Consider the following 19,152-nt stretch of genomic DNA (forward strand, 5'->3'; position numbering starts at 1 on the left):
AGATCCCGTCGGCTCATTTCCAGGGAGCGTGCACCGATGAACATCACCGAGCGACTGGCCGCCGAACGCCGCGGACGCCTTGCCGCGGAACGTCTCCTCGAGCTCAAGAGCCGGGAGCTGTTCGAGGCCAACCGCAAGCTCTCGCAACACGCGCTCGAACTTTCCGGGCAGATCGTGGAGCAGCGCGAAGAGGCCGCAGAGCTGAAGGACAGGAACGTGCGTGCCGAGGCCGACCTCAGGCGCGCCGAGGCGCAGGTGGGTATCGTGGAGCGGCGCCTGTGGGACTCGGTCGAGACCATCGCCGACGGCTTCGCTGTTTTCGACGCGCAGGACCGGCTGATCGCCGCCAACCGCGCCTGGCTCTCGCTCTTCGACCATGCGGGCCTGATCCAGCCGGGACTCTCCTACCTCGAGCTCCTGCGCTTCGCCACCGAACAGGGGATCGTCGACATCGGCGATGCCGCGCCCAGCGAATGGATCGGCGCCATGCTGGACCGCTGGGACGCCGCCCCGGTTTCGGAAGTCACGGTCAAGCTTTGGAACGGTCGGCACTACCGGTTGCTCGACCGCCGCTCGCGCGATGGCGACATGGTCTGCCTTGCGCTCGATGTCACCGCGACCATCGCCCGGGAGGCGGAGCTGCGCGATGCGCGGGCGCGCGCCGAGGCGGCCAGCCGGGCCAAGTCCGCCTTTCTCGCCAACATGAGCCACGAGCTTCGCACACCGATGAACGGCGTGGTGGCGATGACGGACCTGCTGCTGGAGGGCGACCTGGACGAGGAACAGCGGCTCTATCTGCGCACCATCCGCAGCTCCGGCGACGCGCTGCTCGCGATCATCAACGACGTGCTGGATTTCTCCCGTATCGAGGCCGACCAGATGGCGTTCCGCCCCGAGCCCTTCGACATGGAGCGGATGCTGCACGAGGTGCTGACCCTCGTGGCCCCGCTAGCGCGGGAAAAGGGTCTCGACCTCCACGTGGATTACGACCTGTTCCTGCCCACGCGGCTGGTCGGCGACCCCGGGCGCATCCGGCAGGTGCTCACCAACCTGATCGGAAATGCCGTGAAGTTCACGGACGCGGGGCACGTCCTGATCCGCGTCGTCGGCATGGAGGCCGCCGACAACGCCTGGCAGATCCACGTCACGGTCGAAGATACCGGAATCGGCATCGATCCCGACATGCAGGAGCAGATCTTCGCCTCCTTCGCCCAGGTCGAGCAGGACAGGAACCGCAGTTTCGAAGGCACCGGGCTCGGGCTGGCGATCAGCCGGGAAATCGTCGCGCGCATGGGCGGGCAGATCTGGGTCGAGTCGGAGAAGGCCAAGGGCGCGTGTTTCGGTTTCCGCGTCACCCTGCCCGGGGCCGAGCAACGTCACCCCGCGCCGCGGGGCCTCAAGCCCGGAGAAGTTCGCGCGATGATGGTGGGCAGCGGCGAAGATCTCGACCAGGTGATCCTGTCCCGGCAGTTGCGGCAGCTCGGACTGGAGGTGCGACAGGTGGACACCGGCGCCAAGGCGATGCAAGCGCTCCGGTCCGAGGCGCTCCCGCAGATCGTCCTGATCGACGAGCGCCTGCCGGACCTGCTCGGGCTGGACCTCGCCGCCGCGATGCGCGAGGCCGGCCTGCATTCCGCGACCGTGCTGCTCTGCGCCGATCCGCATCACGCCGCAGCGACCGCCGGGCAGGAGAGCGTCGACGCCACGCTGGTCCGCCCCATCCTGAGAAGTGCGCTCTTCGACACCCTTACGAGGCTGGCCGCGCGGCAGGAGCCGAGCCCCGGGGTCATTGGATCGAACGCCCAACGCGATGCGCTCACGCAATACGCCTCACATGCCGACCCGGCGGCCACGCCGCTCCCCCCGGTTCATCCGCCCCGGATGCGGGTGCTCGCAGCGGAGGACAATCGCACCAACCAGTTCGTCTTCCGCAAGATCGTCAAGGAACTCGACATCGACCTCGCCTTTGCCGGCACCGGGCGCGAAGCGGTGGACCTGTTCCGGTCCTTCGCACCGGATCTCGTGTTCATGGACATCTCGATGCCGGAGATGGACGGCAAGGAGGCCACGCGGCGCATCCGGGCGCAGGAGGCGGCCGGCACGCGTATCCCGATCATCGCGCTCACCGCCCACGCGCTCGCCGGGGATCGGGAGGAAATCCTCGCCGCCGGGCTGGATTCCTACCTCACCAAACCCCTGAGGAAGTCCGAGATCGTCGAGGCGATCCTCGCCGGCTGCCCGGAAAGCTGCCGCCCCCCGTTGGAGGCCCTTCCCGCCGCGGCCGAGTAGGATACCCTGCACCGAAGGTGCCACGCCCAACCGCCAGCGCCCCGCCTCTGGCGGGGTACTGGTGGGCGGGAGCCTTTCCCATTTGGCGCCCGCGACCCTACGTCAGGCGGCGCTCTGCTTCGCCTCCGCCCGGAGGAACACCGGCCGGTCCGGATCCGAAAGTTCGGGCCGGTAGGCATAGCCGCCAAGGTCGAACCCGGCCAGGCCCTCGGGGTCGGTCAGCCTGCGCTGCACGATGAAGCGGGCCATCGCGCCCCGCGCCTTCTTGGCAAAGAAGCTCACGATCTTCGGCCCGCCCGGCTTGTCCTCGAGAAAGACCGGCGTCACCACGCGCAGCCCGAGGGCCTCCGGCTTCACCGCGCCGAAATATTCCTGGCTCGCGCAGTTCACCAGCACGCCGGTCCCGGCGGCCTCGGCGGCCTCGCGCAGGGCATGGGACAGCGTATCCCCCCAGTAGTCGTAGAGGCTGGCGCCCCGGCGGGTCTTGAGACGGCTGCCCATCTCGAGCCGGTAGGGCTGGATCCCGTCCAGCGGGCGCAGCACACCGTAGAGCCCCGAGAGGATCCGCAAATGTTCCTGCGCCCAGGCCAGCTCCTCCGCGTCGAGCGACTTCGCTTCCAGTCCGGCATATGTGTCGCCGGCAAAGGCGCGAACGGCGGGGCGCAGATCCTCCGTCCCGGGCGCGTCGGAAAAGGCCGCGAACCGCTCCCGGTTCAGCTTGGCGAGATCCGCGCTGATCCCCATCAGCGTCTGCAGCTTCGGCCCGGACAACTTGCGCGCCACGGCGGCAAGGGCGTTCGCATCGTCGCGGAGCGCCGGTTCGGTCATGTCGATGCCGTCGGTTTCGGACCAGTCGAGCCGTTTGGCGGGCGAGATGACGACGAGCATGAGGATCCCCTTGTGGTTTGCAGCAGCGCGGATCATAGCGCCCGTGACGGCGGGTTCCAGCGCTTCAGGACGCCTCGGCCAGGACTTCGAGGAACGCCGGGCCGAAACGCTCGACCTTCTGCGTGCCCATTCCCGGGATCCGGGCGAGGTCGTCGAGCGACCCCGGACGGCGTTCGGCGATCTGGCGCAGCGTGGACTGGGTGCAGCTGAGATACTTGTCGACCCCGTCGGGCCCGCGCGCCAGGTCGCTCTGCACCTCCTGGAGCCGGTCGAACACGCCACCGGCCGCGCGCCCGGCCAGCCGCCGCCGGGCGGGATGCATCGGCGCCTCGCCAGCGCCGGTGATCACCTCGAGGAACAGGGCGCCATAGCGCTCGAGCTTGCTCGCCCCTACGCCGCCGATCCGCGCCATCTCGTCGAGCGTTCCGGGGCGGGTCTCCGCCATCTCGATCAGCGTCCGGTCGTTGAAAACGACATAGGCCGGCACCCCCGCGGCCTCGGCCAGCGCCCGCCGCTTCGCCTTCAGCGCCGAGAGCAGCGGCGCATCCTCCTCGCGCACCAGCGCCTTGACCACGGGCCGGTCCTTGGCGCGCTGCACGCTGTCCTTGCGCAGGGTGATCGAGGCCTCGCCGCGCAGGATCGGGCGGGCCGGATCTGTCATCCGCAGGGCGCCATGACGCTCGGGATCGGGGCGCACCAGATCATGGCCCATCATCTGCCGGAACACCGCCTGCCACTGGCGCTTGTCGTATTCCGTGCCGACCCCGAAGGTCGGCAGGCCGTCGTGGCCGCGCTCCCGGACTTTCTCGGTCGCGTTGCCGAGCAGGATGTCGATCAGATGACCGCTGCCGAAATATTCCCCGGTCCGCAGGATGGCCGAGAGCGCCTTGCGCACCGCGGTTGTGCCGTCGAACAGCTCTGGCGGCCGGTCGCAGAGGTCGCAATGCCCGCAGGGGTCCGCGCGCTCCTCCCCGAAATAGGCCAGCAGCGCCTGACGCCGGCAACCAAGCGCCTCGGCAAGCCCCAGCAGCGCGTTGAGCCGCCCGTGATCGGCCGCCTTGCGCTCCTGTGGCGCCAGCCCCTCGTCGATCTGGGCGCGGCGCAGGCGGATGTCATCCGGGCCGAAGAGCGTCAGCGTCTCCGCCGGCGCGCCGTCGCGGCCGGCACGGCCGATCTCCTGGTAATAGGCCTCGATGCTCTTGGGCAGGTCCGCATGGGCGACCCAGCGGATATCGGGCTTGTCGACGCCCATGCCGAAGGCGACCGTCGCCACCACGATCAGCCCGTCCTCGGTCTGGAAACGGTGCTCCACTGCGCGCCGCGCGTCCGGCTCCATGCCGCCGTGGTAGTGGCAGGCCAGGTGCCCGGCCTCCGCCAACGCGCGGGCGAGGCTTTCGGTCTTGGCGCGGGTGCCGCAGTAGACGATCCCAGAGCGCCCCTTCCGGGCGGCCGCGAAGTTCAGGATCTGATTGCGGGGCGAATTCTTGGCCTCGAAGGCCAGGTGGATGTTGGGCCGGTCGAAACCATGGAGGAACACCCGTGCCACCTGGCCGTCGAACAGCCGGGTGACGATCTCGCCCCGCGTCTCCTCGTCGGCGGTGGCGGTGAAGGCGGCCAGCGGCACGTCGAGCGCCCGCCGCAGCTCCCCGATCCGCAGGTAATCCGGCCGGAAATCGTGGCCCCACTGGCTGACGCAATGCGCCTCGTCCACCGCGATCATCGAAACGCCGGCCCGCCGCAGCATGTTCGCCGCCGCCCCCGAGGCCAGCCGCTCGGGCGCCATGTAGAGCAGCTTCAGCTCGCCACGGTCGAGCGCCTCGAAAACCGCGTCCGTCTCTTCCGGCGTGTTGCCCGAGGTGAGCGCACCGGCGGCGACGCCGGCCTCCCGCAGCCCCCGAACCTGGTCGCGCATCAGGGCGATCAGCGGCGAAATGACGATGGTCACCCCCTCGCGGCAGAGCGCCGGGAGCTGGAAGCAGAGCGACTTGCCGCCGCCCGTGGGCATTATCGCGAGCGTGTTCTCGCCCGACGTCACGGCCTCGACGATCTCCGCCTGTCCGGGGCGGAACGCGCCGAATCCGAAGACCGACGACAGGAGGTCAGATGGGGAGGGCGCGGCCATGGCCGATCCTGCGGATTGTGTTCAGCTGCTCGTTATGGCCTGGAACATCCCACACCGGGAATCGGTGCACAAGGCCCCGGGGGACCTCAGTAGACCGAGCGGGCGAGGGCCGGCAGGAATATGTCGCGCGCCGCGATGATCAACACGAAGACCGCGAGCGGCGCCAGGTCCAGCGGACGGGTGTCCGGCAGGATGCGCCGGATCGGGCCATAGATCGGCTCCAGCAGCTTGTTCAGCCCGTCCCAGATCCCGCGCACCAGCGGCTGGTTGTAGTTCAGCACGTTGAAGTTCAGCAGCCAGCTCATGATGATGTGCACGATCATGATGAAGAAGGCCACGCTGAGCAGCAGGTCGATGAACTGGATGATCGCGATCATGGGGTCGGGCTCCGGGTTATCCGCGCGCAGGATGTAAGGCCCGACGGCCGCGCGCGCAACCGTCCTGCCCCCATGTAATAGTTGACGTTCGCGTAAAGATTGGATTGACACGGGGCGGAGAAAGGAGCCGCGCATGTATCCCGTCATCCGCCTCGTCAAGGAAGTGATCCGCCACCGCAACGCGCCCCGGCTGCCGCTGACCGGCACGCATGTGGCCCAACATATCTGCTGGCCGTGGGACATCGATCCGTGGATGGAGCTGAACAACGGCCGCACGCTGACGCTCTATGATCTCGGGCGGGTGGTCCTGTTCGAGCGGATCGGGATCGTGCCCCTGATGCGGGAGAACCGCTGGGGCGGGACGATCGCCGGCTCCTCGTTCCGCTATCGCAAGCGGGTGCGCGCCTTCGACCGCTACGAGCTGCGCACGCGGATGGTCGGATGGGACGACAAGTTCTTCTATGCCGAGCAGGCGATGTGGCGGAATGGCGAGTGCTGCTCGCACGGGCTCCTGCGCATGGCGATCACCGACCGCAACGGGCTGGTCCGGACCGCCCAGGTCGCCGCCGCGCTCGACGCCGCGCCCGAGAGCCCGCCGCTGCCGGACTGGATCCGGGCCTGGATCGCGGCCGAGGCGGAGCGGCCCTGGCCGCCCATGCAGGCCGAACCCGCCGCCCGCGAGATTGCAGCCTGAGGTCAAAGCGGCTAGGCCAGCGAGGCACTGCCCCGAGGACCTTCCATGACCGACCCCGTTGATCTCACCGCCGCTCTCGTCCGCTGCCCCTCGGTGACCCCCGAGGAAGGCGGCGCGCTGGTCCTGCTCGAAGAGCTGCTGCGCGAGGCCGGGTTCGACTGCACCCGCGTCGACCGCAACGGCACCCCCAACCTCTTCGCCCGCTGGGGTGCAAAGGGCCACGCCCGAAGCTTCGGCTTCAACGGCCATACTGACGTGGTCCCGGTCGGCGATGCCGGCGCCTGGAGCGCCGATCCCTTCGGCGCCGAGATCAAGGATGGCGTGCTCTGGGGGCGCGGCGCGGTCGACATGAAATCCGGTGTGGCGGCCTTCGTCGCCGCGGCGGTCGACCTCGTCCGCGATGCGCCGCCGGACGGGGCAATCCTGCTGACGATCACCGGCGACGAGGAGGGCGACGCCCGGGACGGCACCACGGCCCTGCTCGACTGGATGGCCGAGACCGGCGAGGCCATGTCTGTCTGCCTGGTCGGCGAACCCACCTGCCCCGAAGAGATGGGCGAGATGATGAAGATCGGCCGCCGCGGCTCGCTCACCGCGCGGTTCACCGCGCGCGGCGTGCAGGGGCACGTCGCCTACCCGCACCGGGCAAGGAACCCGGTCACCGCCATCGCCATGCTGGCCGCCCGCCTCTCGGTGTATGGGCTGGACGAGGGGACGCCGCATTTCGATCCCTCGACGCTTGCCCTGACCACGATCGACACCGGGAACCCGGCCACCAACGTGATCCCGGCCACGTGCCGCGCCACCGTCAACATCCGCTACAACGACCTTCATGACGCCGCGAGCCTCACCGGCTGGCTGCAATCGGAAGCGGATCGTGTCGCCGAGGAAACCGGTGTCGAGATCGACATGGAAGCGCAGAGCTCCGGCGACGCCTTCGTGACACCGCCCGGCGCGCTCTCCGAGATCGTGGCCGAAGCGGTGGAAGCCGGAACCGGCCGCCGCCCCGCCCTCTCGACCTCCGGCGGCACGTCGGATGCCCGCTTCATGAAGAACCACTGCCCGGTCGTCGAATTCGGCCTCGTCGGAAAGACCATGCATGCCGTGGACGAGCGGGTGCCCGTGGAGCAGATCCGGCAGCTCAAGGCGATCTACACCGGTATCCTCGAGCGCTATTTCGCCTGAGACCGCACCCGGCCCGACGCGGCTGCCGGACACGCCGGCTCAGAGCCGATGCAAGGGCCGGAGCGCCTGCGCGGACAGTGCAGCGGGGATGCGGGGTATTTGTTGCCAGAAAGAAGGCGCAGGCTTTCAGATCTTCTTGGCAGAAATACCAAGACCCGCCGGATCGGGAAGGACTGCCGTGCGAAAGCCGGGCGCGGCCTGCCTCTTGGAATGGATCGCCGGATTATGTATATGCGAGGCTTCAACCCCGAAGGATCTGCCCCATGCCCGCCAGCGCCCCCATCACGCAGGACGTTGTGACCATTGCCCGCAAGCTGCCCGAGACCGACCGGATCAACCTGGTCGGGCTGACCCGTCCGCAGTTGCGAGAGGCACTGATCGCGGGCGGGACGCCCGAGAACAAGGCGAAGATGCGGGTCGACCAGATCTGGCAGTGGATCTACCAGAAGGGCGTGCGCGAGTTCGACGCCATGACCAACCTCGGCAAGACCTACCGGGCCGAGCTGGCGGAGCGGTTCACCATCGAGATCCCCGAAGTGGTGTCGCGGCAGGTATCGGCGGACGGCACGCGCAAGTACCTTGTCCGTATCGCTGGCGGCCACGAGGTTGAGACAGTCTACATTCCGGAGGCCGATCGCGGCACGCTCTGCATCTCCTCCCAGGTCGGCTGCACGCTGACCTGTTCGTTCTGCCACACCGGCACGCAGAAGCTGGTGCGCAACCTGACCGCCGGCGAGATCGTCGGCCAGGTCATGCTGGCGCGGGACGACCTGGGCGAATGGCCGGAGCCGGGGCGCAACCCGAAGGACGAGACGCGGCTCATCTCGAATGTCGTGCTGATGGGCATGGGCGAGCCGCTCTACAATTTCGAATCGGTCCGGGACGCGATGCGCATCGTGATGGATGGCGAGGGCATTTCGCTGTCGCGCCGCCGGATCACGCTGTCGACCTCGGGCATCGTGCCGGAGATCGCGCGCACCGCCGAGGAGATCGGCTGCATGCTGGCGGTCAGCTTCCACGCCACCACCGACGAGGTGCGCGACAAGCTGGTGCCGATCAACCGCAAGTACAAGATCGCCGAGCTGCTGGACGCGCTGCGCGCCTATCCGAAGCTGTCCAATTCCGAGCGGATCACCTTCGAGTATGTGATGCTCAAGGACGTGAACGATACGGACGCGGACGCCCGCCGCCTGGTGAAGCTGATCCAGGGCATCCCGGCCAAGATCAACCTGATCCCGTTCAACGAATGGCCCGGCGCGCCCTACGAACGCTCGGACTGGGAGCGGATCGAGAGCTTTGCCGACATCATCTACAAGGCCGGCTACGCCAGCCCGATCCGCACCCCGCGCGGCGAGGACATCATGGCCGCCTGCGGCCAGCTGAAATCCGCCACCGACCGGGCACGCAAGACGCGCGCCGAGATCGCGGCGGAGGCCGGGCTGAACACCTGAGCCACGGGCCCGAGGGCCCGCGACGCGGGCTGGAAGATCAGCTCTCGGCTTCCTGGCCGTCGCTGCTCAACGCCATGGCGAGCGACCAGACACCGTCCGACAGCAGTTCGACGCCCAGAAGGATGCCGAGCACCACCGCGGCGGATTGCGGGAAGTTGGTGAAGACCATCACCGCGAGGATCACCGACACGACACCGGACAGCAGGATCGCCCAGAAGAATCGCCGGTCCTCGAGCGAGAAGGCGAGGATGATCTTGGTGATACCCCCGGCCAGGAACAGGATGCCGACCATCACGGTCAACGTCACCATCCCCCGCAGCGGATGCCCCAGGATCGTGATGCCGAGGTAGATCGCGAGCGCGCCCATCAGCAACGTCCAGATCTTGGCCCCGGCGCCGGGCACGCGGAACCCGGCAATCACCTGCAGCACGCCGAAGATCAGGAACATCCAGGCAGCGATCGTCGTCGCTGCAAGGCTCGCGGCAAACGGATTCATCAGTGCGAAGATACCGCCGGCGATGGCCAGCAGCGCCATGATGATCCACAGGATTCGATTGGTCATCTATTCCCTCCCCAATCTGGAAACCTGTCAAAGTCGTGCGCCGAAACGCCCAAAAAATCAACAATTCCCGTTGGATTCAGGAAATCCGCCCACCGTCGTGGTGTCGGAGCACGGTGATCCGGTAGGGCTGCTCCACCCCCGAGGGCGTAAGGTGCACGTGGCGCCGGCCCTCGATCAGGGCAAACCGATCGGGGGCGATCCGGTGCAATTCGGCGGCCAGACCCTCCGACGACCATCGCCGAACCGCGAGGCCGGCGCAGCGTTCCGGACCATCCTCGGCGAAGGTCGCCATGATCGCGAGCCCTCCGGGCGTCAGGGCGGCACGCATGGCGTTGACGTAGAGCGCGCGATCCGCGGGCTCTGTCAGAAAGTGGAACACGGCCCGATCGTGCCATATGGACCAGTGGCGGTCGGGCGTCGGCTGCCATTCGGTGATGTCGGCCTCGATCCACTCGACCTCCGAGGCGCGCGCGCCCAGCCGCGTCCGGCTGCCCTCCAGAGCCGTCGCCGAGAGGTCGAGCACCGTGACCGGGCCAAGGCCACGGGAGAGCAGGCCGTCCACCAGCCGCGACCGGCCGCCGCCGGCATCGATGATCGCCTCGCCCGGCTGCGCATGTGCCGCGATCAGCTCCAGCGAAAGCGCAGCCTCCGCCTCGTACCAGCCCAGGTCGTCTTCGGCCCTGGACCGGTAGATCTCCTCCCAATGTCCGCGCCTGCCGGCCACTCCTACCTCCCCGGAACGACATCCCTCTTGAGCCCGGCGCCATTCCAGCTGTCGATCGCCGCCACCGCCTCCTCCGCGGTTTCGACGATCCGGAACAGGTCGAGATCCTCGGGACTGATCGTCCCGACCTCGGCCAGCGCCTCGAAATCGATGACCCGCTCCCAGAATTCCCGCCCGAAGAGCAGGAACGGAACCTGCCGCATCCGGCCGGTCTGGATCAGGGTGAGCGCCTCGAAGAGCTCGTCCATGGTGCCGAAACCGCCGGGAAAGATGGCGATGGCGCGGGCGCGCATCAGGAAGTGCATCTTGCGGATGCCGAAATAGTGGAAGTTGAAGCAGAGCTCCGGCGTGACCCACTCGTTCGGCGCCTGCTCGTGCGGCAGAACGATGTTGAGCCCGATGGATTTGCCGCCCGCATCGGCCGCGCCGCGGTTGCCCGCCTCCATCACGCCGGGGCCACCGCCGGTGACGATGATGTCCTCCCGGCCGCCGGAGTTCGCCAGGCTGCGCTCGGTCATGATCCGCGCGAAGTTGCGCGCGACGTCGTAGAAATGGCTCATCGCGGCCATCTGGGGCGTGGGGGCGCTGTCGGCCTCCTCCGGCGGGCGAATGCGGGCGCCGCCGAACAACACGATGGTCGACTGGACGTTCTGCTCGGCCATCATGATCTCGGGTTTCAGCAGCTCCAGCTGCAGGCGCACCGGGCGCAGCTCGTCGCGCAGGATGAAATCCAGATCGTCATAGGCGAGGCGATAGGCGGGGGAGAGGGTCTGCTCGGTATCCGGCTGCCCGAAGGTGGAGCGCATGTCCTCCTGAGCATCGCGGAAGGATCGTTTGGACTGGTCGTCTTTCATTGCGCCTTTTCCTGTATGAACGGGCCAAGGCTAGCCCGCGGGCGCGGGAGTGGAAAGTCAAATGCCCGGGCGGTCCGGGGCGGGGTGTCCGCGGCGATTGCCTCAAGGCGCTTCGCCACGTATAGGCTCGGCCCGACATACGAGATCAACGCGAAAGGGGCCGCCGATGTCGACCGCTCAGACCAACGCACAGCTCGAAGCTGCCATCGAAGCTGCCTGGGAGATCCGGGACACGATCAATCCGCACACTGGCGGCGAGACGCTGGAAGCGATCGAGGACACGCTCGCCGCGCTCGACAGCGGCACGCTGCGGGTGGCCGAGAAGCTCGAGAGCGGCGACTGGCACGTCAACCAGTGGGCCAAAAAGGCGGTTCTGCTGGGCTTCCGCGTCAAGGACATGGAGCAGCAGGACGGCGGCCCGCAGGGCGGTCACTGGTGGGACAAGGTCGACAGCAAGTTCAAGGGCTGGGGCGACAACGAGTGGAAGGCAAGCGGCTTCCGCGCGGTGCCCAACTGCATCGTCCGCAAGTCGGCCTATATCGCGCCCGGCGTTGTGCTGATGCCCTCCTTCGTGAACCTCGGAGCCTATGTCGACGCGGGCACGATGGTCGATACCTGGGCCACCGTCGGCTCCTGCGCCCAGATCGGCAAGAACGTGCACCTGTCGGGCGGCGTCGGCATCGGCGGCGTGCTGGAGCCGATGCAGGCAGGCCCCACGATCATCGAGGACAACTGCTTCATCGGCGCCCGCTCCGAGGTCGTCGAGGGCTGCATCGTCCGCGAGGGCTCGGTGCTCGGCATGGGTGTCTTCATCGGCAAGTCCACCAAGATCGTCGACCGTGAGACCGGCGACGTGATGTACGGCGAAGTGCCGCCCTATTCCGTCGTCGTCGCCGGTTCCATGCCGTCGAAGAACGGCGTGAACCTCTACTGCGCGGTGATCGTGAAGCGCGTGGACGCCCAGACCCGCTCCAAGACCGGCATCAACGAGCTGCTGCGGGACTGACCCCGGATATTGCGGCGGGCCAGCCGACCACGACTGGCCCGCTGTTTCTTGTGTTTACACAATGGGCCGCTTTTCGACATTTTGTGCGGCATGCGGCGAGATTGTCGCGCGATCACGTTCAATCCGGGGCGCTTCCCGAAAATGACCTTTATTCCAAGATAATCCGCCATCTTTCCGGCGAATTTGCCTTGCATTCGAGACAATCATGCAGGCACCCAACCCACCCCTTCTCGGCTTCCGTGCGCTCCAGGCGATCATGGACCTGAGAGCGGCTGCCGGACGTCAGCCGCAAGCGGCGATCCGCGGGATCGTCGCGCATTTGCCGCCGAGCGACAGCGAACGCGGTGCCGACGCGCGTGCCCTGAGCCGGGTGATCCTGCGACAGGGGTGCCGGCTGGAAACCGCGGACGACCTGCCCCTGCGCGACGCCCTGCTGCTGACCGCGACGCAGCCGGAGCGCGACCTCCGGGCGTTTGCCTGCGCGACCGCCGTGCTGCTGGCCGACCGCTTGCAGGACGGGCTCGGCCATGACGACCTGGGCTCCTACTGGGACGCCTTTCGGACCGTCTACTTCGCGATGGAGCCGGCCGACCGGGCGGCCATCGTGCAGGGTTTCCTGGCCGGCAGTGCCATCGGCCGGGTGCGCTGCGCCGATCTCCCGCCGCCCGAGATGCGGGTGACCCTGGGGCTGGACGCCTTGCGCCGCGACCTGATCGGGCTGTCCCGCACCGAGGCCACGGCATTGGCGGAGGCGGTCGAACGGACCTTGCCGGGCAATGGGGCGGAACCGGCGCTTCGACACCTGCACGCCCTGCTCGCCGGCATCTCCGTCGAGCCGCTCACGGGCGACAGCCCGCTCTTTCCGCCGCTGCTGGCGCTCGCGAGCTACTCCGAAACGCCGCTCCTGGCTGCCGCTACGGCGCTCCTTCTCTCCGAGGCCCTGATGACCGGCGACGACGAAGGCTGGTTCGGCATCACGCTCTGGTCCGAGATGGCCCCTGTCTGGCTCGCCCTTCCCGAGACCGAAGGGCGCGCGATCCTCGGTGGACTCCGGCACCTCTACGAGACCGATCCGCACTGGGTGCCGATGCCTCAGATCCACGCCAGTCCCGAGAACGCCGGCCGCCTGCCTCTTCTGCCGGTGCTCGACGCCTCCTACCAGCCGCGCCGCCCCGATGGTGCGGGCCGGCGACCCCGGCTCTAGCGGGGCTTGGCAACCGCCGCCAAAGCGCCTAAGCCGCGCAACATGAGCGACACGAGCCCCGATACACCGAAGAAGAAGAAACGCCCGCAGGAGGTGTACACGCTGCTGGTCGAGGTCGGCCGGCACGACGGCGACGGCCTGCCCGAGGGCGCGAGCGGCGCGGCGCTGATGTGCTACGCCTCGGGCGTCGACGAGGCGGAAGCGGTGCGCGAGACCGTTGCGATCCTGAAACAGGCCGACCTGGCGCCGCTCGACGTCACCGGCTACGGGACGCTGGAAGAGCGGCTGGCCGACGGCCACGAGGTGCCGGACGAGGAACGCGAGCTCATGGCCCGGGCGCTGGCCGAGAACTCGGTCATCGTGGCCCAGATGACCCCGTTCTTCGACTGATCCGGCGGTTTTTCGCCCAGGTTTCAGGGCCGGTAAGCGGCTTTTAACCCGAATGGCAACAGTATGGCGCCGTGACCGCATTGGTTCGGCTTGGTGCCCCATTGCTGCCCAAAGCGCGTGTCACGCTTGACGGGAACCGAAACCTCGGAGCTCAAGATGCGCCCATTCAATCTCGCATATGCCCTTCTCGGCGGCGGCGTCGTGACCACGGGACTTCTCGGACTGACCCTGTTCCTGTTCCCCGTCGCCATCACGGATCCCGCCGACATCGATCTGGCCCACTACTATCCTTCCAACGCGTCGGAGCCCGATCCCGTCATGGATGCCCCGGCCAGATCGGAGGCCAACCCTGCGAACGGACCGGCCGAACTGGCGCTTGCCAGCTCCGCCACCGGCCAAGTCCCGACGCAGGCGGCGCCGGTCGATGTGCGCGCATCCGCGTCGGACCATCGCGCGCTCCGCGCCCGCCCGTCGCTTCCGGAGGCGGACATTGCCCCGACAGTTCCCCAGCGGGTGCTCCTGCGTTCCAAAACCGTGGAACGCAAGGTTGCCGTCGCCACGCCCCCGGAACCCGCACGGCAACCCCGCATCCTCCGCGTGGCAGATGTCACCACACCGGAAATCGCCAGCGTGTTTCCCGAGCAATCCGATGCGGACCCGCACCAGGCAACCTTCGGTACGCCGGTTGCCGAACGCAAGGTGCTCCGCATCACGCGCTGATAGCGGTCCGACGGGCGGCGGACGCGGGCCAGCTTGCCGGTGATCGCCGGTTGTTCTAAGCCGAAGGCTGGCGCCAGCGGCAGGGCAGGACAGCGAATGGTCACCACCTCCCATCGGAAACGCATCTGGGGATGGTTCTTTTTCGATTGGGCCAGCCAGCCCTACAACACGCTGCTCCTCACCTTTATTTTCGCGCCCTACGTCAAGGAACTGCTGGACGACGGCGCCGCCGCGCAGGCCGCGTGGGGCTATACCATCGGCCTTGGCGGCGCCCTGATCGCGTTGCTCGCGCCCTTTCTCGGCGCCATGGCCGACAAGGGCGGGCACCGGCTGGCCTGGGTCGCGGCCTTCTCGGTTCTCTATGTCCTCGGCGCCAGCGGCATCTGGCTGGCGGAACCCGGCACCACCAACCTGACGTTGGTCCTCCTCCTGTTCGGCCTCGGGCTGGTCGGGATGGAATTCGCGACGATCTTCACCAACGCGATGCTGCCGGACCTTGGAGAGCACGACGAGATCGGGCGGATCTCCGGCAGCGGATGGGCCTTCGGCTATGTCGGCGGGCTGCTTTCGCTGGTGATCATGCTGCTATTCTTCGCCGAGAGCGCCGCCGGAACGACGCTTCTGGGATGGGCGCCCGCGTTCGGGCTGGACGCCGCGGCCCGCGAGGGCACGCGCTTCGTGGGCCCGTTCACGGCGCTCTGGTACGTCGTCTTCATGGTCCCGTTCTTCCTCTGGGTGCGCGAACTGCCGGGACACGCCCGCGAACCGCTTCGCCAGGCCGCGCGCGATGCCTGGCCGGAGCTTCGCTCGACCCTCCGGCAATTGCCATCGGCGCCCTCGCTCTTCGCCTTCCTCGGCTCCTCCATGTTCTACCGCGACGCGCTCAACGGCCTCTACGTCTTTGGCGGCCTCTACGCGGCGGGCGTGCTGGGCTGGAGCGTCGTCGACACCGGCGTCTTCGGGATCCTCGCTGTCATCAGCGCCGCGGTCTTTGCCTGGATCGGCGGCCGCGCCGACAGCCGCTTCGGGCCGAAACCGGTCATCACGATCTGCGTCCTTCTGCTGACCGCGATCTGCGTGTCGATGGTCTTCGTCTCGCGGGAGGAGCTGTTCGGTGTTCCCCTGGCACCGGACTCGCGCCTTCCGGACGTCGCCTTCTACGCCCTCGGCGCGGCCATCGGGGCGGCGGGCGGCGCGCTCCAGTCGGCCAGCCGGACCATGATGTGTCGGCAGGGCGACCCGGAACGCATGACGCAGGCCTTCGGGCTCTACGCACTGGCGGGCAAGGCGACCTCGTTCCTCGCCCCCCTCTCCATCGGCCTCGTCACCGACGTCAGCGGCTCCCAACAAATGGGAATCAGCCCGCTGATAGTCCTTTTTTTGTTGGGGCTGATCCTGCTACACTGGGTAAAACCAGATGGGGAGAGAGCAGCATGTCCACCATCCGCACAATCCTCGCCGGCGCCCTGATCGGGCTTCTGGCGTTGCCTGCGGCCGCAGAACCCAAGGCCAATCAGTTGTTTGGCGCAAAGCCGACCGCTTCGCAGCAGAAGTCGCAACCGATCGGCTTCTATTCCAAGGGCTGCGCCGCCGGAAACGTCGAGCTGCCCGAGACCGGCCCGACCTGGCAGGCGATGCGGCTGTCGCGCAACCGCAACTGGGGCCAGCCGGTGATGATCGAATTCCTCCAGGACCTCTCTGCCTTTGCGACGAAGGTTGGCTGGCAGGGGCTCTATATCGGCGATATCTCGCAACCGCGCGGCGGGCCGATGACCTCCGGGCATTCCTCGCACCAGATCGGGCTCGACGCCGATATCTGGATGAAGCCGGCCACCAACCTGCGCCTCAGCCGCCGTGACCGGGAGAACATCTCTTCCATCGATGTGCGCTCCTCCGACCAGCGCAGCGTCAACGGCAACTGGACGCCCGCCCATGCCGCCATCCTGAAGCGCGCTGCAATGGACCCGCGCGTCGACCGGATTTTCGTCACGCCGCCGGTGAAGATCGAGTTCTGCAAGACGGCGAAGCGCAGCGACGCGAAATGGCTGCAGAAGATCCGGCCGATCTATGGCCACAACTACCATTTCCACGTGCGTCTGAAGTGCCCGAAAGGGGCGCGCGGCTGCGTCACCCAGAGCCCCTCGGTCAACGAGCTCTCCAAGGGCGGGACCGGGTGCGATGCCTCGCTCCAGTGGTGGGTGACCGACTACCTGAACCCGCCGAAATCCACCAAGCCCGCAGCGCCCGCACCGAAGAAACGCGGCGCGCGTGACTTCACGATGGCCGATCTGCCCAACCAATGCGGCGCCGTCCTCGCCTCGCGCTGACGCTGCTCGTCGCGCTGGCCGGTGTCGCAGGCGTCGCGGCGCGCAGCCACGCGCCCGCGACGGTGACCCGCGTGGATTGGCATGGCGATGCGGAGCTCTTCGGCGGCTGGTCCGGGATCGACGTGTCCGACGACGGGGCAACCTTCTGGGCGGTGAGCGACGCGGGCCTGATCACCCGCGGCCGGCTGCTCCGACAGAACGGTCAGCTCGTTGGTATCGAGGCCGAGGCACCCTGGACGATCGCCGGCGAGCGGACGCCGGAGAACCTGTTTCTCGGTTCGGATTCCGAGGGGATCTCGATCGCGTCCGACGGCTCGCTCGCGATATCCTACGAGGGGATGAACCGGGTCTGGCTCTACGACGATCCCCATGCACGGGCGACGCGGCTGGACCAGGCGGGTGCGTTTCTCGAGCTCGAGAACAACAAGGGGTTGGAGGCCGTCGCCACCGCCCCGGACGGCGCGCTTCTGGCGATCCCCGAGAACCTGCCGGAAGGTTGGGAGGATTACCCGGTCTTCCGCCATGCCGGAGACCGCTGGGACCAGCCGTTCGCGCTGGAGCAGGAGGGGCTCTGGCGCTCGGTGGGGGCGGATTTCGGGCCGGACGGCCGGCTCTACCTCCTCGAACGGAAGTTCGTCGCCATCGGCTTCGCGAGCCGGATCCGCCGTTTCGACCTCTCCGACCCGGCGGAGGTGAAGCCGGGCGAGACGATCTTCTCCTCGCCGGTCGGGCGGCATGACAACCTCGAAGGCATCGGCATCTGGCGTGATCCCGACGGCCGGCTGCGGGCGGTCATGGTCTCCGACGACAATTTCCTGCCCTTCCTGCGCAGCGAGATCGTCGAAGCCATCCTGCCCGATTGATCTTGCCGAACAGGCGCCGGACCGCTAAGAGGCGGTCTTTCCCCACCGGGGACAAGTCGCCGCAACCTTGTCAAAACGGGCATCCGATTCATGACGCGCAAACATCTTCCCGGCATTCTTGCCATGGCCGCCATCGTGGTGGCCTCCAACATCCTCGTGCAGCACCTCCTCGGCCAGTGGCTGACCTGGGGGGCGCTCACCTATCCGTTCGCCTTCCTCGTGACCGACTTGATGAACCGGCTCTACGGCCCCTCCGCGGCGCGCCGGGTCGTCCTCGCGGGCTTCGTGGTGGGCGTGGTCTGCTCGCTGATCGGCAGCCAGATCCACGGCGAATTCGGTCCGCTGGTGACGCTGCGGGTGGCGATCGCCTCCGGCACAGCCTTCCTCGCCGCGCAGATGATGGACGTGGCGATCTTCGACCGCATGCGCGAAGGGCGCTGGTGGCGTGCGCCGCTGGCCTCCACGCTCGTCGGCTCCACGCTGGACACCGCCCTGTTCTTCAGCATCGCCTTTTCCGCCGCCCTGAACGGCATGGAGCCCGCCAACCCGCCGCTCTGGGCCCAGGAAACGCTGCCGCTGCTGGGCGCCGGACCGGTTGCACCGCTCTGGGCTTCGCTCGCCATCGCCGACTGGTCTGTCAAGCTTGCCCTCGCATTGATCGCCCTGATCCCGTTTCGCCTCATCGTTCAGCGCTTGTCGCCTGCCCGCGCGGAAATTCATTGACAGGTAAGCGTTCTGTGTCACGCTGAAGGGGACAGAAACAACTGAAAGGAGGTGATCCAGTGTCGAGAGTAATGCTGGAGAGTGGTGTCGTGAAATTCGGAAGGACGCGCCACTGAGGCAGCCTTCGAGGTAGTCTTCCGACGGGCTTATGCGCCCATGACACCTCACCTCCAAGATAGCTCGGAGAGCCGTTTCCCGACCGGGAGACGGCTCTTTTCGTGTCCGGGCAACGCCTGCCGGACGTCGCGGACCTGGCGCGTTTGCCCCCGCGCCAACGGAGGCCCCTTTTCCGAGACTGGCGCGTCATCGGCATTCTGGCCTAAGGAAGCACTGGAAAGGACGGTGCCATGCTCAGGGTCACGGACGACATCGCAATCGAGGATTGGGAGCTGACGGAGCAGTTCGTCCGGTCGTCGGGCCCCGGCGGACAGAACGTTAACAAGGTCTCGACCGCCGTCGAGCTGCGGTTCGAGGCCGCGCGCAGCCCGAACCTGCCGGATCCGGTGAAGACCCGGCTGCGCAAGCTCGCCGGCCGGCGGTGGACAGCCGATGGCGCGCTGATCCTGCGGGTGGAGGATACGCGCAGCCAGGCCCGCAACCGGGAGATCGCCCGCGAACGGCTGGCAGAGCTCATCCTGAAGGCGACGCAACGGCCGAAACGCCGCATCGCGACCCGGCCGACGCTGGCATCGAAACGCCGGCGGGTCGACGCCAAGACCCGGCGCGGCTCGGTCAAGGCATTGCGCGGCAAGGTGTCGGACGAGGAATGACGC

The 19,152-nt window shown here is 67.8% G+C and carries 19 protein-coding genes; 13 read left to right on the forward strand and 6 right to left on the reverse strand.

What is annotated here, in order from left to right; all coding sequences use genetic code 11:
• Nucleotides 1-36 precede the first annotated feature (36 nt).
• Complete coding sequence (locus CHB86_RS18260; RefSeq protein ID WP_089234542.1) at nucleotides 37-2,289, forward strand: response regulator; 2,253 nt, start codon at nucleotides 37-39, stop codon at nucleotides 2,287-2,289.
• A gap of 102 nt (nucleotides 2,290-2,391) precedes the next feature.
• On the opposite strand, the gene yaaA is transcribed toward CHB86_RS18260, so the two are convergent.
• The 3 genes from yaaA to CHB86_RS18275 all read right to left on the reverse strand — a co-directional run bounded on the left by yaaA (nucleotide 2,392) and on the right by CHB86_RS18275 (nucleotide 5,676).
• Nucleotides 2,392-3,177 carry a peroxide stress protein YaaA gene (gene yaaA, locus CHB86_RS18265; protein WP_089234743.1) on the reverse strand — a complete coding sequence of 262 codons (786 nt, stop codon included), beginning with the start codon at nucleotides 3,175-3,177 and terminating at the stop codon, nucleotides 2,392-2,394.
• A 64-nt stretch (nucleotides 3,178-3,241) separates the two neighbouring features.
• Entirely contained in the window at nucleotides 3,242-5,299 is a 2,058-nt protein-coding gene (recQ, locus tag CHB86_RS18270; RefSeq protein ID WP_089234543.1) for a DNA helicase RecQ, read from the reverse strand.
• An 86-nt stretch (nucleotides 5,300-5,385) separates the two neighbouring features.
• Nucleotides 5,386-5,676: a YggT family protein gene (locus CHB86_RS18275; protein WP_089234544.1), complete on the reverse strand. Its 291-nt coding sequence runs from the start codon at nucleotides 5,674-5,676 to the stop codon at nucleotides 5,386-5,388.
• Between the two features lie 133 nt (nucleotides 5,677-5,809).
• Between CHB86_RS18275 and CHB86_RS18280 the strand changes: the two genes are divergently transcribed.
• The 3 genes from CHB86_RS18280 to rlmN all read left to right on the forward strand — a co-directional run bounded on the left by CHB86_RS18280 (nucleotide 5,810) and on the right by rlmN (nucleotide 9,006).
• Nucleotides 5,810-6,370 (forward strand): acyl-CoA thioesterase, encoded by a 561-nt coding sequence (locus tag CHB86_RS18280; protein ID WP_089234545.1) that lies wholly within the window; start codon nucleotides 5,810-5,812, stop codon nucleotides 6,368-6,370.
• 45 nt (nucleotides 6,371-6,415) lie between these two features.
• Nucleotides 6,416-7,555, forward strand: a complete 1,140-nt coding sequence (gene dapE / locus CHB86_RS18285; protein ID WP_089234546.1) for a succinyl-diaminopimelate desuccinylase — start codon at nucleotides 6,416-6,418, stop codon at nucleotides 7,553-7,555.
• 263 nt (nucleotides 7,556-7,818) lie between these two features.
• On the forward strand, nucleotides 7,819-9,006 hold the full coding sequence (gene rlmN / locus CHB86_RS18290) for a dual-specificity RNA methyltransferase RlmN (RefSeq protein WP_089234547.1): 1,188 nt from the start codon (nucleotides 7,819-7,821) through the stop codon (nucleotides 9,004-9,006).
• Nucleotides 9,007-9,043: 37 nt separating this feature from the next.
• On the opposite strand, the gene CHB86_RS18295 is transcribed toward rlmN, so the two are convergent.
• The 3 genes from CHB86_RS18295 to CHB86_RS18305 form a co-directional block, all read right to left on the reverse strand.
• Nucleotides 9,044-9,568 carry an HdeD family acid-resistance protein gene (locus CHB86_RS18295; protein ID WP_089234548.1) on the reverse strand — a complete coding sequence of 175 codons (525 nt, stop codon included), beginning with the start codon at nucleotides 9,566-9,568 and terminating at the stop codon, nucleotides 9,044-9,046.
• 76 nt (nucleotides 9,569-9,644) lie between these two features.
• Nucleotides 9,645-10,292 carry a class I SAM-dependent methyltransferase gene (locus CHB86_RS18300; RefSeq protein WP_089234549.1) on the reverse strand — a complete coding sequence of 216 codons (648 nt, stop codon included), beginning with the start codon at nucleotides 10,290-10,292 and terminating at the stop codon, nucleotides 9,645-9,647.
• Nucleotides 10,293-10,294: 2 nt separating this feature from the next.
• Nucleotides 10,295-11,146, reverse strand: coding sequence for an LOG family protein (locus CHB86_RS18305; protein WP_089234550.1), 852 nt, complete (start codon nucleotides 11,144-11,146; stop codon nucleotides 10,295-10,297).
• A 166-nt stretch (nucleotides 11,147-11,312) separates the two neighbouring features.
• Here CHB86_RS18305 and dapD point away from each other — a divergent pair, with 166 nt between their 5' ends.
• From dapD to arfB, 9 genes are all read left to right on the forward strand, one after another.
• A complete protein-coding gene (dapD, locus tag CHB86_RS18310) occupies nucleotides 11,313-12,152 on the forward strand; it encodes a 2,3,4,5-tetrahydropyridine-2,6-dicarboxylate N-succinyltransferase (protein ID WP_089234551.1) in 840 nt (279 codons plus the stop codon).
• 205 nt (nucleotides 12,153-12,357) lie between these two features.
• On the forward strand, nucleotides 12,358-13,356 hold the full coding sequence (locus CHB86_RS18315) for a hypothetical protein (RefSeq protein ID WP_089234552.1): 999 nt from the start codon (nucleotides 12,358-12,360) through the stop codon (nucleotides 13,354-13,356).
• A 42-nt stretch (nucleotides 13,357-13,398) separates the two neighbouring features.
• The gene (locus CHB86_RS18320; RefSeq protein ID WP_089234553.1) at nucleotides 13,399-13,746 is read left to right on the forward strand and encodes a hypothetical protein; all 348 of its coding nucleotides are present in this window, start codon (nucleotides 13,399-13,401) and stop codon (nucleotides 13,744-13,746) included.
• A gap of 156 nt (nucleotides 13,747-13,902) precedes the next feature.
• Nucleotides 13,903-14,466 (forward strand): hypothetical protein, encoded by a 564-nt coding sequence (locus CHB86_RS18325; RefSeq protein WP_089234554.1) that lies wholly within the window; start codon nucleotides 13,903-13,905, stop codon nucleotides 14,464-14,466.
• 96 nt (nucleotides 14,467-14,562) lie between these two features.
• Entirely contained in the window at nucleotides 14,563-15,936 is a 1,374-nt protein-coding gene (locus CHB86_RS18330; RefSeq protein ID WP_089234555.1) for an MFS transporter, read from the forward strand.
• Nucleotides 15,900-16,793, forward strand: a complete 894-nt coding sequence (gene mepA, locus CHB86_RS18335) for a penicillin-insensitive murein endopeptidase (protein WP_089234556.1) — start codon at nucleotides 15,900-15,902, stop codon at nucleotides 16,791-16,793. Before CHB86_RS18330 ends, mepA begins: the two co-directional genes overlap by 37 nt.
• Nucleotides 16,766-17,656 carry an esterase-like activity of phytase family protein gene (locus CHB86_RS18340; protein WP_089234557.1) on the forward strand — a complete coding sequence of 297 codons (891 nt, stop codon included), beginning with the start codon at nucleotides 16,766-16,768 and terminating at the stop codon, nucleotides 17,654-17,656. The genes mepA and CHB86_RS18340 overlap by 28 nt, the downstream gene beginning before the upstream one ends.
• Before the next feature lie 90 nt (nucleotides 17,657-17,746).
• Complete coding sequence (locus CHB86_RS18345; RefSeq protein ID WP_089234558.1) at nucleotides 17,747-18,379, forward strand: queuosine precursor transporter; 633 nt, start codon at nucleotides 17,747-17,749, stop codon at nucleotides 18,377-18,379.
• A 347-nt stretch (nucleotides 18,380-18,726) separates the two neighbouring features.
• Nucleotides 18,727-19,149, forward strand: a complete 423-nt coding sequence (gene arfB, locus CHB86_RS18350; protein ID WP_089234559.1) for an alternative ribosome rescue aminoacyl-tRNA hydrolase ArfB — start codon at nucleotides 18,727-18,729, stop codon at nucleotides 19,147-19,149.
• Nucleotides 19,150-19,152 lie beyond the last annotated feature (3 nt).

Source organism: Tropicimonas sediminicola (genome assembly GCF_900188335.1).
GTDB lineage: Bacteria > Pseudomonadota > Alphaproteobacteria > Rhodobacterales > Rhodobacteraceae > Tropicimonas > Tropicimonas sediminicola.

Excerpts from the sequence above, each read along its gene's own strand:
- CHB86_RS18260 (WP_089234542.1), top strand. The coding sequence starts at position 37 with ATGAACATCACCGAGCGACTGGCCGCCGAACGCCGCGGACGCCTTGCC.
- yaaA (WP_089234743.1), bottom strand. The coding sequence starts at position 3,177 with ATGCTCGTCGTCATCTCGCCCGCCAAACGGCTCGACTGGTCCGAAACC.
- recQ (WP_089234543.1), bottom strand. The coding sequence starts at position 5,299 with ATGGCCGCGCCCTCCCCATCTGACCTCCTGTCGTCGGTCTTCGGATTC.
- CHB86_RS18275 (WP_089234544.1), bottom strand. The coding sequence starts at position 5,676 with ATGATCGCGATCATCCAGTTCATCGACCTGCTGCTCAGCGTGGCCTTC.
- CHB86_RS18280 (WP_089234545.1), top strand. The coding sequence starts at position 5,810 with ATGTATCCCGTCATCCGCCTCGTCAAGGAAGTGATCCGCCACCGCAAC.
- dapE (WP_089234546.1), top strand. The coding sequence starts at position 6,416 with ATGACCGACCCCGTTGATCTCACCGCCGCTCTCGTCCGCTGCCCCTCG.
- rlmN (WP_089234547.1), top strand. The coding sequence starts at position 7,819 with ATGCCCGCCAGCGCCCCCATCACGCAGGACGTTGTGACCATTGCCCGC.
- CHB86_RS18295 (WP_089234548.1), bottom strand. The coding sequence starts at position 9,568 with ATGACCAATCGAATCCTGTGGATCATCATGGCGCTGCTGGCCATCGCC.
- CHB86_RS18305 (WP_089234550.1), bottom strand. The coding sequence starts at position 11,146 with ATGAAAGACGACCAGTCCAAACGATCCTTCCGCGATGCTCAGGAGGAC.
- dapD (WP_089234551.1), top strand. The coding sequence starts at position 11,313 with ATGTCGACCGCTCAGACCAACGCACAGCTCGAAGCTGCCATCGAAGCT.
- CHB86_RS18315 (WP_089234552.1), top strand. The coding sequence starts at position 12,358 with ATGCAGGCACCCAACCCACCCCTTCTCGGCTTCCGTGCGCTCCAGGCG.
- CHB86_RS18320 (WP_089234553.1), top strand. The coding sequence starts at position 13,399 with ATGAGCGACACGAGCCCCGATACACCGAAGAAGAAGAAACGCCCGCAG.
- CHB86_RS18325 (WP_089234554.1), top strand. The coding sequence starts at position 13,903 with ATGCGCCCATTCAATCTCGCATATGCCCTTCTCGGCGGCGGCGTCGTG.
- CHB86_RS18330 (WP_089234555.1), top strand. The coding sequence starts at position 14,563 with ATGGTCACCACCTCCCATCGGAAACGCATCTGGGGATGGTTCTTTTTC.
- mepA (WP_089234556.1), top strand. The coding sequence starts at position 15,900 with ATGTCCACCATCCGCACAATCCTCGCCGGCGCCCTGATCGGGCTTCTG.
- CHB86_RS18340 (WP_089234557.1), top strand. The coding sequence starts at position 16,766 with ATGCGGCGCCGTCCTCGCCTCGCGCTGACGCTGCTCGTCGCGCTGGCC.
- CHB86_RS18345 (WP_089234558.1), top strand. The coding sequence starts at position 17,747 with ATGACGCGCAAACATCTTCCCGGCATTCTTGCCATGGCCGCCATCGTG.
- arfB (WP_089234559.1), top strand. The coding sequence starts at position 18,727 with ATGCTCAGGGTCACGGACGACATCGCAATCGAGGATTGGGAGCTGACG.